The 15,279-nt window shown below is 67.6% G+C and carries 13 protein-coding genes; 5 read left to right on the top strand and 8 right to left on the bottom strand.

Features of this window, described 5'->3' with window-relative positions; genetic code table 11:
* Positions 1-4: 4 nt before the first annotated feature.
* From ACR2JI_RS08265 to ACR2JI_RS08255, 3 genes are read right to left on the bottom strand one after another with little or no spacing between them, the layout of a single operon-like run.
* Positions 5-433 (bottom strand): CoA-binding protein, encoded by a 429-nt coding sequence (locus tag ACR2JI_RS08265; protein WP_526389597.1) that lies wholly within the window; start codon positions 431-433, stop codon positions 5-7.
* Complete coding sequence (locus ACR2JI_RS08260; protein WP_526389596.1) at positions 420-989, bottom strand: XRE family transcriptional regulator; 570 nt, start codon at positions 987-989, stop codon at positions 420-422. Before ACR2JI_RS08260 ends, ACR2JI_RS08265 begins: the two co-directional genes overlap by 14 nt.
* A complete protein-coding gene (locus ACR2JI_RS08255; RefSeq protein ID WP_526389595.1) occupies positions 926-3,820 on the bottom strand; it encodes an MMPL family transporter in 2,895 nt (964 codons plus the stop codon). Before ACR2JI_RS08255 ends, ACR2JI_RS08260 begins: the two co-directional genes overlap by 64 nt.
* 134 nt (positions 3,821-3,954) lie before the next feature.
* On the opposite strand from ACR2JI_RS08255, the gene ACR2JI_RS08250 reads away from it, so the two are divergent.
* The gene (locus ACR2JI_RS08250) at positions 3,955-4,302 is read left to right on the top strand and encodes a hemophore-related protein (RefSeq protein ID WP_526389594.1); all 348 of its coding nucleotides are present in this window, start codon (positions 3,955-3,957) and stop codon (positions 4,300-4,302) included.
* On the opposite strand, the gene ACR2JI_RS08245 is transcribed toward ACR2JI_RS08250, so the two are convergent.
* A complete protein-coding gene (locus tag ACR2JI_RS08245) occupies positions 4,299-4,670 on the bottom strand; it encodes a DUF3054 family protein (RefSeq protein WP_526389593.1) in 372 nt (123 codons plus the stop codon). The two genes, ACR2JI_RS08250 and ACR2JI_RS08245, sit on opposite strands and share 4 nt — an antisense overlap.
* 18 nt (positions 4,671-4,688) lie before the next feature.
* A complete protein-coding gene (locus ACR2JI_RS08240) occupies positions 4,689-5,786 on the bottom strand; it encodes a lysylphosphatidylglycerol synthase transmembrane domain-containing protein (protein WP_526389592.1) in 1,098 nt (365 codons plus the stop codon).
* Between the two features lie 49 nt (positions 5,787-5,835).
* Between ACR2JI_RS08240 and ACR2JI_RS08235 the strand changes: the two genes are divergently transcribed.
* A complete protein-coding gene (locus tag ACR2JI_RS08235; RefSeq protein ID WP_526389591.1) occupies positions 5,836-6,963 on the top strand; it encodes an AI-2E family transporter in 1,128 nt (375 codons plus the stop codon).
* Here the strand turns inward: ACR2JI_RS08235 and mmpL3 are convergent.
* The 3 genes from mmpL3 to trmB are packed head-to-tail and all read right to left on the bottom strand — an operon-like array spanning position 6,960 to position 11,164.
* Entirely contained in the window at positions 6,960-9,680 is a 2,721-nt protein-coding gene (mmpL3, locus tag ACR2JI_RS08230) for a trehalose monomycolate exporter MmpL3 (protein WP_526389590.1), read from the bottom strand. The genes ACR2JI_RS08235 and mmpL3 overlap by 4 nt on opposite strands.
* A gap of 57 nt (positions 9,681-9,737) precedes the next feature.
* Entirely contained in the window at positions 9,738-10,418 is a 681-nt protein-coding gene (locus ACR2JI_RS08225; protein ID WP_526389589.1) for an NYN domain-containing protein, read from the bottom strand.
* Entirely contained in the window at positions 10,415-11,164 is a 750-nt protein-coding gene (trmB, locus tag ACR2JI_RS08220) for a tRNA (guanosine(46)-N7)-methyltransferase TrmB (RefSeq protein WP_526389616.1), read from the bottom strand. Before trmB ends, ACR2JI_RS08225 begins: the two co-directional genes overlap by 4 nt.
* A gap of 97 nt (positions 11,165-11,261) precedes the next feature.
* Here trmB and ACR2JI_RS08215 point away from each other — a divergent pair, with 97 nt between their 5' ends.
* From ACR2JI_RS08215 to ACR2JI_RS08205, 3 genes are all read left to right on the top strand, one after another.
* The gene (locus ACR2JI_RS08215; protein ID WP_526389588.1) at positions 11,262-12,230 is read left to right on the top strand and encodes a hypothetical protein; all 969 of its coding nucleotides are present in this window, start codon (positions 11,262-11,264) and stop codon (positions 12,228-12,230) included.
* Complete coding sequence (locus ACR2JI_RS08210) at positions 12,227-13,240, top strand: hypothetical protein (protein WP_526389587.1); 1,014 nt, start codon at positions 12,227-12,229, stop codon at positions 13,238-13,240. The genes ACR2JI_RS08215 and ACR2JI_RS08210 overlap by 4 nt, the downstream gene beginning before the upstream one ends.
* A gap of 77 nt (positions 13,241-13,317) precedes the next feature.
* Positions 13,318-15,141: a phosphoenolpyruvate carboxykinase (GTP) gene (locus ACR2JI_RS08205; protein WP_526389586.1), complete on the top strand. Its 1,824-nt coding sequence runs from the start codon at positions 13,318-13,320 to the stop codon at positions 15,139-15,141.
* Positions 15,142-15,279: the final 138 nt, after the last annotated feature.

The following is a 15,279-nucleotide window of genomic DNA, read 5'->3' as shown; positions in this document are numbered from 1 at the left end:
GGCGTCAACGCCCGATGAGGTTCGCGTAATCAACTTTGAGACAGCGATCCATCACGACTGTCAAACCGGCGTCACGGGCGGCTCTGGCCACCTGCTCATCGCGCAGACCCTGCTGTAGCCACAGGTATTTCGGCAGCGGGTGCAGGGCCAGAATCTCCTGGAGAACGGCGGGAAGTTCCTCCGCGCGGCGAAAGACATCGACCATGTCGGGTACTACGGGCAGCTCGGCCAATGTGGGGTACGCCGTGACGCCGTCGATCTCGCCGACGTTGGGGTTGACCGGGTACAGCTGATAGTGACTGTGCCGGGCGAGGTAGCCGAACACCTCGTTGCTGGGCCGTGCCGGGTTGTCCGATGCGCCGAGGACCGCCACGGTCTTGGTGTCGCGGAGGATCTCCCGCAATTGATCGACGCCCACGCTAGTGCGCGCCATCGGCGTCGGCCTGGTACTCCCCGGCGCCGCCGTCGTCGTCGGCCGGGGAATCCTGGACGCGGATCTTGGCGAACCGGTCCGAGAGTCGACGCATCCGGATCATCAACGACGCCGCGGGGCTGATCGAGGCGTCCAGGAAGGCCGTCAACTCCGAGGCCGACACCCCGATCCGCGAGGCGAATTCCCGCTCGTTGAGACCGGACCGCTCCAGCAGCAGCCGGACATGGCGGGAGGCCTCGGTGCGTTCGTTGGCCTCCAGATGGGTGCGGGCGCGGGAGAGAACCTCGGTCAGTGCCTTGGAGATTCCGTACGGGGCGGCCGCGGCCAGAACCTCCTCGACCTGACGGGCGGTACGACCGTAGGGATCCCGTTTGATCGCGACCACGATGCGCTGCCAGACAGTGATATCGCCGGTTTCCAGGGCTGAGCGGATCGAGGCTGTTGGCCAGAACTCGACCGGCGCCTGGTCGGCGGATTGCTCGGATGGGCGAGTCAACTCGCCTCCTCCAGGATCGCCACCGCCAGGTTCAGGCAGGTCTGCCGAACAGTCTCCCATTCGGTGGCCGGGGCCGCGGCGGGGTCCCCGTCGTCGGACGGCATCGGATCGGCCAGTCGGCGCACCAGTTGCGTCGCGATCCACTGCCGTTCGGGCTGTCCGGAGCCGTAATACCGGTCGATACCGGCCAGCACCACGGCGGCGTTCTCAATTCCGTTGGCGTCGACCACGTCGGCGAGTTGGACGTAGTCCGCGCGATTGTTGCGGCACAGCACCAGGTAGCTCTGCAGTCGCAGCGTCTCGGCGCCGGTGGGAATCTGCAATCGATCCCCGGTGGGCAGCTGCACGTTGGTGGTCTCGACCGGGCTCAGCCGGGCTGTGGCGGCATCGGTCTCCAGCGCGTCCAGGGCGACGGCGAGCCGTCCTCGCCACACCGTCACCGGGTGTACCGGGCGCGCCGCGGGGGATCGCGGCGGGAGGGCCAGTCCGGCCGCGACTTCCAGACCGCCGTCCCCACCCTTGATCCTCCCGGTCAGTGATCCGATCGCAAGACCGCAACCGTTGAAGGCCAGCGGATCGGCGACACTGACCGCATCGGGCGCCATCTCCTTGAGCCGTGCCGCGCCGCGGACCACCATCCGCAGATCGGCACTGGGTGGCGCCACCGTGGTGAGGTGGTCGGGCAGCACCACGAGATCACCGAGATCGACCTTGGGTAAAGGCTTTTCGAAATCCACCGACGGCAGGATTCGCGCCAGCCAACCGGGGAGCCACCAGTTCCACTGGTCGAACATCGCCATCAGCGCGGGCACCATGACGAGCCGGACGATGGTGGCGTCCACGGCGATCGCCACCGCACATGCCACCCCCATTTCGGCCACCAGGGGCATGCCGGCGAAGGCGAAGCCGATGAACACCGCGATCATGATCAGTGCGGCGCTGGTGATGGTGCGGGCACTGGTGGCTACGCCGTAGGCCACCGAGTCGCGGGTGTCACCGGATTGCAGGTAACGCTCCCGGATCCGGGTCAGCAGGAAGATCTCGTAGTCCATCGACAGGCCGAAGGTCATCGCCAGCACCAGTGGCGGAATGGTGCTGTCGATCGAGTTGATCGGCTCGAAGCCGATGCCTTGCAGCCAGCCCCACTGGAACACGATGACGAGGCTGCCGTAGGCGGCCGCGACCGACAGCACAGTCATCAGCACGCCCTTGAGTGCAAGGAAGACCGACCGGATGGAGATCAGCAGCATCACGAAGGCGATCAGCGCCACGAACCCGAGGACCACCCACTGGGTGTCGGCCACCCGATCGTCGTAATCCTTGATCAGTGCGGTCGGCCCGCCGACGTCGACCCGGATCCCGGACTGCCCGGTCACCTCGGGCAGGTTGGCGCGTAACCAGTCGACGGTCTGGCGGGCCCGCAACTCCTCAGGATCGACGGCCAGCACGGCCGACAGCAGCGCGCTGCGATTGTCGTCGGAGAACTCGGGGGGCGACACCGAGGCGATGTTCACCGCCATTGACGCGGTTCTGCTGAGGGCAGCCAGGACCTCAGTGTTGTCCGGGCCGGCGGCGTCGGCATTGGGGCCGGCCTCGGGGAAGGTGACCAGGATCCGAATCGGACCGAGCGCACCGGGACCCAGCGCCTCGGCGGCCGCGGCCACCCCGCCGCGGACTTCGTGCGACGCCGGGAACTGACGCAGCAGGCTGTTGCCCAGCACCATGGAGACCGCCGGCGCCGCCAGGAGGAGCAGGACGACCGTCGCGGCACTGGCCGACACCCACGGCCGGCGCATCACCGCGTTGACCCAGCGGGTCCAGAACCGGGACTGGGCGGACTCCGGCCGGCGCGACCAGTGCAGCAGCGGCGACCGTCGGGCAGCGGCCCGACCGAAGGTCGACAGCACCGCCGGGATCAGAGTGGCCGACGTCAGGACTGCTACCCCGACGGCGAGGATCGCCCCGGTGGCCATCGACCGCAGCACCGGGGTGTTGATCAGGTACAGGCCGGTCAGCGACGCGATCACCGTCATGCCGGAGAGCACCACCGCAAGGCCGGATGTCGCCATCGCCGCGTCCGCGGCCTGATCAGCGTCCCGGCCGGCCTGTAATTCCTCGCGGAACCGCATCACGATGAACAGCGAGTAGTCGACGGCCAGTGCGATGCCGAACATCGACACCGTGGAGGTGACGAACACCGACATGGTGGTCACCGTGGACAGCAGATAGACCACGCCCATGGTCACCACGACCGTGCACACGCCCAGCGCCAGTGGGATGGCCGCGGCGGCCAGCGAGCCGAACACCATGACGAGCACGATCAGCACGATGGGCAGATTCCAGCGCTCTGCGGCGGCGACGTCGTGCTTGGTGCTGATCTGGGCGGCCGCGCCGAGCTCACCCTGACCGATCACGTAGAGCCGGACCCGGCCGTTCTCGGTCCGGCCCGGCTGGTCACCGCTGACGCCGATCTTGGTCCGTAGCTGGCGGGCGACGTCCACCGCTCCGGTGTTGTCGAAGCCGAGTCGAAGTGTCACGACGTAGGGCCGGTCGGGCGCCGGCGCGGGCTGGGTGAGGGTGGGGGCCAGCGTGATGCTGGGGATCTCCTGGGCGGCTTGCTCCAACTGCGACACCGCCGCGGCCATGTCCTCGTAGGTGGCGTCGGCGCGCGGTGCGGCCACCAGTGCGAGCGGTGAGGCGCCCTGCTGCGGGTAGTGATCCTCGAGATCGTGCTGCACGCGCAGCGATTGGGAACCCGCCACCTCGAAGCCGCCGCCGGTCAGGTTCTGGGACTGGGTGAGCGCCAGCCAGATCGAGGGGATCAGGGCAAGCACCCAGCAGAGAATTACCAGCCGGCGATGTCTGCGCAGGCTGCCACTCAGACGCATCATGAACTGCTGGATGGCAAACTCCCCGCGACCGGCACTAGGCGAATAGCGTGATGCGAGACTACCCCAGCCGGCTGTGCGTTCCCCGGGCCCCGGTGGCCTACGATCGGACCAACCCCGGATGAAGGAGTCCCAGCATGATCCGCACTGTCCGACTTTCTGCCGGCGCGATCGTGATCGGACTCGGGGTGGGGTTGGCCCCGCAGGCCGTCGCGGCTCCGCCGAACTGCACCGCCGCCGACCTCGCCGGTGTGTCCGCGGGTGTCTCCGCCGCGATGTCGGCCTATCTGTTCACCCACCCGGACGTCAATGCGTTCTTCACCGGACTGGACGGCACCCCTCGCGATGAGCGTCGAGGCGACATTGCGACCTACCTCGACGCCAACCCGCAGGTGAGGGCGGAGCTCCAGGGCATCCGGCAGCCGCTGGTCGAGCTGCGTGGTCGCTGCGGCGGAGCCCCGGCCCCGGACGCGCCCGCCTCCTAGTGCGTACGCCGGCTCAATCCGGCGCGAACGGCCCGCCAGCCCACCAGTAGGACTCCGGTGACCAGCGTGGCCACCAGGATGAAACTGAACGCGATCCCCTCGCCGCTGGCCACGCGCAGTGCCATTCCCACCACGACGGTGCACACCCAGACGATCAGACCGGTCGGCACCGGTGTCGCCGGGCGCCGCCAGCCACGCGAGACCAGCCAGCCGACGACCGTGCCGGTGAGGAACGGCCATGCCGTCTCGGCGATGCCGACCAGGGTCACGCCCTCGGCATGGTTGCGCCGGCCCACCGAGACGAAGGCGATGACGCATACGACGTCGGCGGCGAAGGCGAGTGCGGCACTCCGGAATGCAGCTGTCATCGGGTCATCCAACCGCGTTCAGCCGTGATCCTCATCCTCAGGGGCGAGTTCGTCGATGACGGACAACTCCTCGGCCTCGAGTTCGTCGATGACGTTCTCGGGGTGCAGAGCGCCTTCGGTGCGGAACATGAAGAAGAACACCACCCACCCGATGGCGGAGATGAAGATCCAGCTGACCAGTCGGTAGATCAGCATCGCCGAGATGGCGGCGGGAAGCGCCATCCCACTGGACACCAGACCCGGCACAAGTACCGCCTCCACCACCAGCAGCCCACCGGGCATCAGCGGAATCGCACCCACCGCGCGGGCTGCCGCGTAGGCAACGGTCAACCCGGGCAGCGACGGATGGCCTCCGGTGGCGTAGGCGGCGAACAGCAGGCAGGCCACGTCGGCCACCCAGTTGAACAGTGACCACCCGAACGCCACGGCGAGTTCGCGTCGGCTCAGGCTGACCGATTCCAGTTGGGCGAGTGTCTCGCGCCACTTGCGCAGACCGGTGTCGGCGGGCTTGTTGCGCACCGAGTTCAGCGAGCCGAGGATCTTCACCCCGATTCCGTCGATCAGTTCCGGCCGGGTCGCCACCGCCTGTGCCAGGAGCAGCAGGGCCACGAAGCCGCCGAGGGTGAACAGCAGTGAGAACGGATTGTCCTTGGCCCCCAACAGGAATGCGCCACCCAAGCCCAGCAGGGCCAGGCCGACCACCTGTAGCGCGCCGGACATCACCAGCTGCCAGGAGGCCACCACGGGCGAAGCGCCCCAACGGCGTTGCTGGCGATAGACGAAGGTCGCCGAGAGCACCGGACCGCCGGGCAGTGTCGTGCTCAACGCATTACCCGCATAGAAGGCGGCCTCTGAACGCCACTGCTGCACCGTGACACCGGCTGAGCGCAACAACGTCCGCTGAATCTGGGCGAAGCTGTGCATCGACATCATCGCCGCGAAGACCGCCGCGAGCACCCACCATCCGTTGGCCGAACGCAGGCTGGCCCACGCCTTGGCCAGTTGATCCCACACGAGTCCGGCCTCGACCGCGAGCACGATCAAGGCGACGCCGAGAACCGCCCAGCGCACCCACCAGAACCTGCCCCGGGCGGGCGAGCCGCGTTCGTGGGCCACGTCTTTCAGGGTAGCCGCGCAGGGTAGCCGTGCAGGTTAGGCTGACCGCATGCCGGCCGGGCGCTCTCGTGACGATGATGCCGTTGATCCATTGGTCCGCAAGGCCGCCGCCTGGTGCTGGCGCCTCCTGGTCATCCTGGCCACGATCCTGGCGCTGCTGTGGCTGGTGGGTGAGCTTCAGGTGATTCTGGTTCCGGTCGCGCTGGCGGTGATGGTGACCGCGCTGATGGTGCCTGCCGTCGATTGGCTCGACCGTCGCGGCGCCCCACGCGGCGGCGCCGTCGCGCTTGTACTCCTCACCGGGTTCGCGGCCTTCGGCGGGATCATGACTTTCGTTGTGAGCCAGTTCATTTCGGGATTGCCAAGTCTGACCGAGCAGGTAACGCGCAGTATCGACAACGCCACAAAGTGGCTAATCGACGGTCCGGCGCACCTGAGTCATGAACAGATCGAGAAGGCCGGAGACGCGGCTGTCAAGGCACTGCGCGACAATCAGGAGAAGCTGACCACCGGAGCACTCTCCACCGCGGCCTCTCTCGCCGAGATCGTGACCGGCGCACTGCTGATGCTGTTCACCTTGATCTTCCTGCTCTACGGCGGTCGCAACATCTACGACTATCTGACCCGGATCGTGCCGGCCGGCGCCAGGGAACGGGTTCGTGACGCGGGACGGGCCGGCTTCGGATCGCTGATCGGCTACGCGCGCGCGACCTTCCTGGTGGCTCTGGTCGACGCCATCGGTATCGGCACCGGGCTTGCCATCATGAGTGTGCCCCTGGCCCTGCCGCTGGCATCTCTGGTCTTCCTGGGCGCCTTCATCCCGGTAGTCGGTGCGGTGGTCACGGGGATGCTCGCGGTGGTGGTCGCACTGCTGGCCAAGGGTGTCTTCTACGCGTTGATCACCCTCGGGCTGATCATCGCTGTGATGCAGTTGGAGAGCCACGTACTGCAGCCCCTGCTGATGGGCCGTGCGGTCTCGATCCATCCGCTGGCGATCGTGCTGGCCATCGCGACCGGGGCGGTGCTGGCCGGAGTCGTGGGCGCGCTGCTGTCGGTGCCGGTTCTGGCGTTCCTCAACAGCGCTATTCGCGTGCTGGTCGCGGACAACCCGGCAGGTAGGGCAGCCCAATTGGAGGCTGCGGACAACGCGGTGCTGGTTGAGGCCGAACCGGACTAGAGCCGGCCTTCCCGGCGCAGCAGTTCCTGCGCGCTGACCCCGCCGCCCTGCTTGCCGCGGGCGTTGAGTTGCTCGGTGGCCATATCGGAGTCGGGTTCGCCCGGCCGGCTGATCGGAATCGCCCGGGTTTCCTCGGCCGAGATGATCGGCATTGCGGTGGTGGCGTCATCGGCCACGGTGGGAGTCGGGATCACCTGGGTCGGCTCCGCCGTCGGCTCGACGTCGGGCTCGCGTCGCGCGGCCTTGGCACGCAACTCGCCCAGCCAGGAGCTGATGTCCCGGTCTTCCTTCTCCGGCGCGGCGAACCGCGTGGTCGGGGCGTCGACCGGTGCTGGCGGCGGGGGAGCGGGGACGCGCTGGCGCGGCGAACTCTGCGCCGGGGGCACGGGCCTGGCCGGAGCCGGTGCCGCGGCACCGACCAGCGCGCCCTGTGGTTCGGGCACGGCAGGGCGACGTTCGTCGGGAAGGGTGGTCTCGCCCAGACCGATCTTGATCTGCAGCCGCTTCATCCACTTCGGCGCCCACCAGCAATCGTCGCCGAGCAGCTTCATGATTGCCGGCACCAGGAACATCCGCACGATGGTGGCGTCGAGTAACAGCGCGATCAGCAGCCCGAACGCCAGGTACTTCATCATCACCAGATCAGAGAACACGAAAGCGCCGGCTACCACCGCGAGCACAAGTGCGGCCGCGGTGATCAGCCGGCCGGTGGTGGCGGTGCCGATCCGGATCGCCTCGGTGGTCGACATGCCGCGATCGCGAGCCTCCACCATCCGGGAGACCAGGAACACCTCGTAGTCGGTGGACAGGCCGTAGATCACGGCGATGATCAACCCGATCATCGGCGCCATCAACGGCTGCGGGGTGTAGGTCATGATCCCCGAGCCGTGGCCCTCGACGAACATCCAGGTGAGCACGCCCATCGTCGAACCCAGTGTCAGTGCGCTCATCAGGGCCGCCTTGATCGGCAGCACCAGAGATCCGAATGCCAGGAACATCAGAATCGTCGTCGTGGTGATCAGCAGCAGGACCATCAGCGGCAGCTTCGCGTACAACGAGTGGATGCTGTCCTGCTCCAGCGCCGGCGTGCCGCCCACATAGACGTTGAGGCCCTTCGGCGGGGTGATGTCGCGTAGCTCGGCGATCTTCTTGGACGCGTCGTTGCGGACCACCAGACCGTTCTGGATCACCCGGATTGACGGGTTCTTCGACGCCCCGTCCAGGTACGGCCGCTCCTTCCACATCGCGTCGGGATTGTTGTCCGGGTCGGTGAATCCGTTGATGGCCATCGCCTTGTTGCGGATCTCGGCGACCTGCTGGTCGGTCACGGGCTGACCGTTATCGCTCTGGATGACCATCGTCAGCGGCTCGGTGCGGAAGCCGGGGAAGGTCTTGTCGAACTCCTCCTGCGCCAGCCGCACGGAGTTGTTCGGTGGCAGGTACTTCTCGCTGATGCCGCCGAGCGCGAGATGCCCGAGCGGGATGATCAGCACGATCATGAAGACGATGATCGGCGCGGCGAACATGATGGGCCGCTTCATCACCTGGTTGACCAGCTTGCCCCAGAAGCCGTTCTCGACTTCCTCCCGGGTTTTGGTTTTCTGGGTCTTGTCGGCGAACCAGTCGATGATCTTGCGGGAGAACGACCAGTTGGCCAGGAACGGCACCCGGAGCAGGGTGCGCACCCCCAGTGCGTCGACGTTGGGCCCGAGGATGGCCAGGCTCGCCGCGAGCACGGTGATCGACAGAATCGCCGCGAGCATGACCGAGGCGATGATCGCGTAGGTGATCGACTTCAGGAAGCCCTGCGGGAACAGCAGCAGCGGCAGTGAGGAGGCGACGATGATCACCGCGGAGAAGATGACGGTTCGCCCCGACGTCATGACGGTCCGGCGTACCGCCGCCTCGGTGTCGTAGCCCTCGGCGAGCTCTTCGCGGAACCGGCTGACGATGAATAGGCCGTAGTCGATGGCGATACCCAGCCCGATCAGAGTCACGACGGGCTGGGCGAAGAAGTGCACCGGCGTGTGGTCGGCGATCAGCCGCATGATGCCCAACGCGCCCATGATCGACAGTCCGCCGATGATCGCCGGAAGGCTGGCCGCGACCACGCCGCCGAAGACGAAGAACAGCAGGACCGCGACCAGCGGGATGGCCGCCACCTCGGCGCGCTGCTGGTCCTCTCCGATGGTGCCGGTGAGTTCCGCGGCCAGCGGTTGCAGACCGGCCTGCTGCACCTCGATACCGGGGATGTTGAAGCTGTCCTTGACCGCCTTGTAGTTGTTCAGGATGGTGTCGTCGTTGTCGCCCTTGAGCTGGATCGACATGAAGGCGTGCTTCTTGCCGGCGTCGGCCATGTTCGACAGCATCTCGGGGCTCTTGAAATAGCCGATCGCCCGCAGGATCTCGTCGGGGTGGTCCTTCTGGGCCGTGTCGAGGTTGTCCAGGATCTTCTTGGTGAACTCCGGGTCGTCGACGGTCTTGCCGTCCGGTGCGGTGTAGACCGCCACGATGTGGCCGGAGGTATCGCGTCCGTACGCGCCGTCGGCCAGCAGTGAGGCGGCCACCGACTGGCTGCCCTCGTCGTAGAAACCGCTCTGGGTGACGTGCTTACCCAGATCAATGCCGAAGATACCGCCACCGATGCACAGCGCGACCATCAGTGCGATGACGATGTACCGGTGCCGGTAAACGGTTCGGCCCCACCAGGCGAACACTCGGATCTCCTCACTGACAGTCAGATCTAACGCTATGGCGGTGTGCCCGCCTCCGGTCTAAATTCGCGAGTTCAGCAACGAGGACAGCGGCCGGAAGGGCTGCAGCCACGCACCGTGCTCTGGCAACGAATCCAGGCCGATTCGCGGCAGTGGCTCCCGGAAAACTCCCGGAATGTCCTCCAAGTCGACGAATTCAAAGGTATCCGACGCTAACGCCCAGCTGGCATGTTCGCGAAATCCGAGCACCCGGACGTCAATGCCCTCGGTGGCGAGGTCCTCCAGCGGGCCCCGAAACGCCTGGCCGTCGGCAGAGGCCACCAGCACCGCGGCCAGGCCCTCGGCCCGCCGTAGCGCGATATGGGCCAGCATGTCGTCGTCGACGTCGCTGTCCTCGTCGATCTTCGGTTTGGCGAACACCGCGAACCCGACGTTGCGCAGGGCCTCCACCCAGGGCCGCACCACATCGGCGGTGCCTGGCGCGATGTTGGTGAACACCGTCGCCTCGGGCTCCAGGACCCGGTGACCGGCTGCCAGCTCAGCGGTGCAATTCAGCAACCAGCGGCCGAGCGCGTCGAATCGGGGCCGGTGTGCGGCGGTCGGCCGCCCGCCCAGGATCGAGCCCAATCCCATGTCCAGATTGGGCGCATCCCACACCAGCAAAACCCGTTTCAGTGGCTGTTGCAGCTCGAGATCCGGTGGACAGTCCGTCGTTACGGTGCTCTCATCGATGACAGTCATGCTCGCCTCACCCAGATGAATTCGGTCACCGCGCTGCCGGCGTGGTGAGCCTTGGTTTCGTACTTCGTGGTCGGTCGTGCTGTCGAGATCGGCAGTGGCTCATCAGGTTCCGCGCGGCGCAGCAGCGGTTCGGCATCGCCGACCTCGGCAATCTGCTCGGCATAATCGGCATGGTCGGTGGCCGCATGAAGCACCCCGCCGGGCCGTAGCCGGTCGGCCATCAGCGCAACCGTCGGCGGCTGTATCAACCGGCGTTTGTGGTGGCGCGCCTTGGGCCAGGGATCGGGAAAGAACACCCGGATCCCGGTCAGGGAGGCGGGAGTCAGCAGATGTTCGAGGACGTCGGTGCCGTCGCCCCGGATTATCCGGATGTTGGTCACCGGGTGCGCATCCTCGGATGAGCGGTCGATTGCGCTGAGTAGTTGGGCCAGCCCGCGGCGGTAGACCTCCACGGCGATCACGTCGAGATCGGGTTCGGCCTGCGCCATCGCCAGGGTCGAGGTGCCGGTCCCGCAGCCGATCTCCAGGATCAACGGGGCCTCCCGGCCGAACCAGCCCGCGACGTCGAGTTTCTCCTCGCCGTCGGCCTGCCGGCCCAACGCCGGCCACAGCCGGTCCCACACCCCCTGCTGGGCCTCGGTCAGGGCCGAGCGACGGGACCGGAAGCTGGTCACCCGCCTGGGTTGATGCGCTGCCGCCTCGGGCACGGCGGGGCGCTGAACAGGCATTGATCCATGGTGGCTCATGAACCGCCGGCCGCCGCTATCGCGGACGAGATTGATACCCAACAGTTGTCTTCCGACCTGACTGGCCGCCCGGCCGGCCTGCTGCCACCCTGGCCGGATGGCCGTCTGCCCGCTCTCGCCGGTCTTGACCGCCGGTGCCGCGACGCTCCCGGCGCTGGAGCGGCTGGCCGGCGATCTCGACGCCCCCCTGCGAGTAGGGGTGCGGGGCAGGCCAGGGGCCGGTGTCCGCACGGTGGTCCGGGCCCTGCAGTCAGCCGGAACGCAGGTCTGCGCCCCGGACTCGGACCCGGAGCTGGAGGTTCGGGTGGTGGTGGAGACGTTCACCGCAGAGGACCTCTCGGCGCTGTCAGGTGGACGGCCGACGGTCGTGGTGCTCAATAAGGCCGATCTGATCGGATTCACCGGGGCCGGCCCGATGGTGGCGGCGTTCTCCAGGTGCGTGGAGTTGCGTCGGCGTACCGGCATTCCCGTCGTGCCGCTGTCGGCGCTGGTGGCGCTGGCCGCCCTCGATCCGGCCGGACTCGATGACTGCCCGATCGACGGCTGCCTGATCGACGGGGGCCTCCTGGACCCGTTGCGGGAGCTGGCCGAAGGCCCGGCACGGCTGTCCGCTCGGGTGCGCGGCCGGCTCCTGACCCGGCTGGACCTGTTCGGTATCGCCACCGCCGTGGCAGCCCTGCGTGATGGCGCTGACCGCATCGCGGTGCGGGCGGCACTGCGCCGGGCCAGCGGTATGGACGCGGTCTGCGCCGAGATCGACCGGGCCGCCGCCCCGGTCCGCTACCGGCGGATGAGGGCGGTGCTGACCGAGTTGACCGGAATGGGTGCTGGCCCCGGCGGCGCGCGGCTCGCCCGATTCGTGGCCGGGGATGACGTGGTGCTGGCCCGGATGGCCGCCGCAGCCGAGGTGCTGGCGGCAGCCGGAATGCCGATACCGCGGGCCACCGATCCGTTGCGGATGGCAATCCACTGGCAGCGCTACTCCGCGGGTCCGGTCTCTGAACTACACCGCTGGTGCGGTCTGGACCTGGTCCGCGGTGCGCTGCGACTGTGGGACCGGCGGTGAGCGCCGTGCTGGTCGTCGGTCCGGCTTTGGCCGGCACCACCAGTGTGGTCGCGGCCCTGCGGGCCCGGCTGAGCGGCCAGGCCGTGCTCGAGGCGGGCGACTGGGCGGCCGGTGATCGCCCGGCGGCAGTGGTGTTCGTGGTGTCGGCAGCCGCGCCGATGACCCCGGCACAGGCCCGGCTGCTGGAACGTCACCGCGGCCCGGTCGTGGCGACGGTCTCCAAGGTCGATGTGCACCGCACCTGGCGGGCAGTGCTGGAAGCCAACCGGGCGCTGCTGCCTGTCACCTGGGTGCCGGTGGCTGCGGCACCCGATGTCGGCCCGGTCCGGGTCGACGATCTGGTCTCCGCGGTGCGCTCGGCGATCGGCACTCCGCCAGGTTTCAGTCTCCGCCCGTCGCGGACCGGTGGCCCCGACCTGGCCGCCCGGATCCGGCTGCAGCAGTGCCGCATCGAGTCGTCAGCCGCGGTCCGCGGGACATGTGCCGGACTCCGCGCCGAACTGCAGGCAGCGGCGGCGGAACTGAGCTCTGTGGACCTCTTCGCCCGCCATGCCCGCCGCCGGATCGCCCGGGTGACCGCTGAACTCGAGGCCGAGGTCACCCGTCGGTTGGCCGCGGTGACCGGTGGGCCGGTCGGGTGGCAGGAGGCGCCGGTGCTCCCGGGTGAACCTCCGCTGCCACCGGCAGGTCTGGAGAGCCGGCTGGCGACCGTGCTCGGGATCGTGTTGGGGGCCGGGGTGGCGTTGACCCTGGGCCGGGCGGTCGGGGATTTCCTGCCCCGCTGGACGCCGGTGATCGCATCCGGATGCGCGCTGATCGGTCTGGCGCTCGGGTTGTGGGTGGTGCGTACCCGTCGGCTGCTTTCCGAACGGGCGGCCGCCGACCGGTGGGTGGCCGATATCACCGCCGGGCTGAGATCGGCGCTGGAAGACCGGGTCACGGCCCGGGTTCTGGCCGCGGAGGCCGCGTTGCTGACGTCTGCGCCGTTCGTGGGTCGCCGGCCGGACTGATCGGACATACTCCGGATTAGCAACGGCGCGCGCGCCCGCGTTAATCTTCCAAACACAAACTTAGGCGGGAGATACCGATGACCTCTGCGACCATCCCGGGTCTGGACAAGGCGCCGACCAAGCACGCGGGCCTACTGGCCTGGGTTCAGGAAGTCGCCGAACTGACCCAGCCTGATCGCGTGGTCTTCACCGACGGCTCGGAGGAGGAGTACCAGCGCCTCAGCCGCCGGCTGGTCGACGCAGGCACCTTCATTCCACTGTCGGACACCGAGGAGCCCAGTTCATACCTGGCCCGCTCGGAGCCGTCGGATGTCGCCCGGGTGGAGTCGCGGACCTACATCTGCTCCGAGCGTGAGATCGACGCCGGGCCCACCAACAACTGGATGGCGCCTGCCGAGATGCGCGCGATCATGTCCGACCTCTACCGCGGTTGTATGCGCGGTCGCACCATGTACGTGGTGCCGTTCTGCATGGGACCGCTCGGGGCCGACGATCCCAAGCTCGGCGTGGAGATCACCGACTCCGAGTACGTCGTCGTCTCGATGCGCACCATGACCCGGATGGGTAGCGCGGCGCTGGACAAGATCGGCACCGACGGATTCTTTGTGAAGGCGCTGCATTCACTCGGCGCTCCGCTGGAGCCCGGTCAGGCCGACGTGTCGTGGCCGTGTAACGCGACCAAGTACATCTCGCACTTTCCGGAGACCCGGGAGATCTGGAGCTACGGGTCGGGCTACGGCGGCAATGCGCTGCTGGGCAAGAAGTGCTACTCGTTGCGCATCGCCTCGGTGATGGCGCGCGATGAGGGCTGGCTCGCCGAGCACATGCTGATCCTCAAGCTGATCTCGCCGGAGAACAAGGCCTACTACATCGCCGCGGCATTCCCTTCGGCCTGCGGCAAGACCAACCTCGCCATGATTCAGCCGACCATTCCAGGCTGGCGTGCCGAGACTCTCGGCGATGACATCGCCTGGATGCGCTTCGGCAAGGACGGCCGCCTCTACGCGGTCAACCCGGAGTTCGGCTTCTTCGGTGTAGCACCCGGCACCAACTGGAGCTCAAACCCCAACGCGATGAAGACCATCGCTGCCGGCAACACCGTTTTCACCAATGTCGCGTTGACCGATGACGGCGGAGTCTGGTGGGAAGGCCTCGAGGGCGACCCGCAGCACCTGGTCGACTGGAAGGGCAACGACTGGGCGCCGGACTCAGATTCGCCCGCCGCACATCCGAACTCGCGTTACTGCACACCGATGTCGCAGTGCCCGACCCTGGCTCCGGAGTGGGACGATCCGCAGGGTGTTCCGATCTCGGCGATCATGTTCGGCGGTCGGCGCAAGACGACCGTCCCGCTGGTGACCCAGGCTCTGGACTGGCAGCACGGGGTGTTCATCGGTGCAACGCTTGGCAGTGAGCAGACTGCCGCGGCCGAGGGCAAGGTCGGTGCCATCCGTCGTGACCCGATGGCCATGCTGCCGTTCCTGGGCTACAACGCCGGTGACTACTGCCAGCACTGGCTCGACCTCGGCAAGAACGCCGATGAGTCCAAGCTGCCGAAGATCTTCTTCGTCAACTGGTTCCGCCGCGGTGACGACGGCCGATTCCTGTGGCCGGGTTTCGGCGAGAACAGCCGGGTGCTGAAGTGGATCGTCGGCCGGGTCGAGGGCAAGGCCAATGGGGTGTCCACCCCGATCGGTGTCGTGCCCGCCGCTGACGAGCTCGATGTGAGTGGCCTGGATGTCGATGCCGCCGACGTCGAAGCGGCGTTGAAGGTGAGCCCGGAGGAATGGCGCGCCGAGCTGCCCCAGATCGAAGAGTGGTTCGAGTTCATCGGTGAGAAGTTGCCGACCGGAGTGCGCGACGAGTTCGAGGCGCTCAAGCAGCGTCTGTCAGACGCATAACACCCAGCCACACATGCAGATCCGGGAGCACGCGGAAGCCACCCCTGACAAGCCCGCAGCGATCCTGTACCCGTCGGGGATTGTGGTCACCTTCGGGCAGATGGAGGCCCGGGCCAACCAGCTCGCGCACGCGTTCCG

The organism is Mycobacterium sp., from assembly GCF_051006775.1.
Taxonomy (GTDB): domain Bacteria; phylum Actinomycetota; class Actinomycetes; order Mycobacteriales; family Mycobacteriaceae; genus Mycobacterium.
Note: the sequence above shows the minus strand (reverse complement) of the source record. Positions and strands in the feature narration are given on the sequence as shown.

Coding starts and splice junctions, on each gene's coding strand:
- ACR2JI_RS08265 (WP_526389597.1), bottom strand. CDS start 433: ATGGCGCGCACTAGCGTGGGCGTCGATCAATTGCGGGAGATCCTCCGC.
- ACR2JI_RS08260 (WP_526389596.1), bottom strand. CDS start 989: ATGGGAGACTGTTCGGCAGACCTGCCTGAACCTGGCGGTGGCGATCCT.
- ACR2JI_RS08255 (WP_526389595.1), bottom strand. CDS start 3,820: ATGATGCGTCTGAGTGGCAGCCTGCGCAGACATCGCCGGCTGGTAATT.
- ACR2JI_RS08250 (WP_526389594.1), top strand. CDS start 3,955: ATGATCCGCACTGTCCGACTTTCTGCCGGCGCGATCGTGATCGGACTC.
- ACR2JI_RS08245 (WP_526389593.1), bottom strand. CDS start 4,670: ATGACAGCTGCATTCCGGAGTGCCGCACTCGCCTTCGCCGCCGACGTC.
- ACR2JI_RS08235 (WP_526389591.1), top strand. CDS start 5,836: ATGCCGGCCGGGCGCTCTCGTGACGATGATGCCGTTGATCCATTGGTC.
- ACR2JI_RS08225 (WP_526389589.1), bottom strand. CDS start 10,418: ATGACTGTCATCGATGAGAGCACCGTAACGACGGACTGTCCACCGGAT.
- trmB (WP_526389616.1), bottom strand. CDS start 11,164: ATGAGCCACCATGGATCAATGCCTGTTCAGCGCCCCGCCGTGCCCGAG.
- ACR2JI_RS08215 (WP_526389588.1), top strand. CDS start 11,262: ATGGCCGTCTGCCCGCTCTCGCCGGTCTTGACCGCCGGTGCCGCGACG.
- ACR2JI_RS08205 (WP_526389586.1), top strand. CDS start 13,318: ATGACCTCTGCGACCATCCCGGGTCTGGACAAGGCGCCGACCAAGCAC.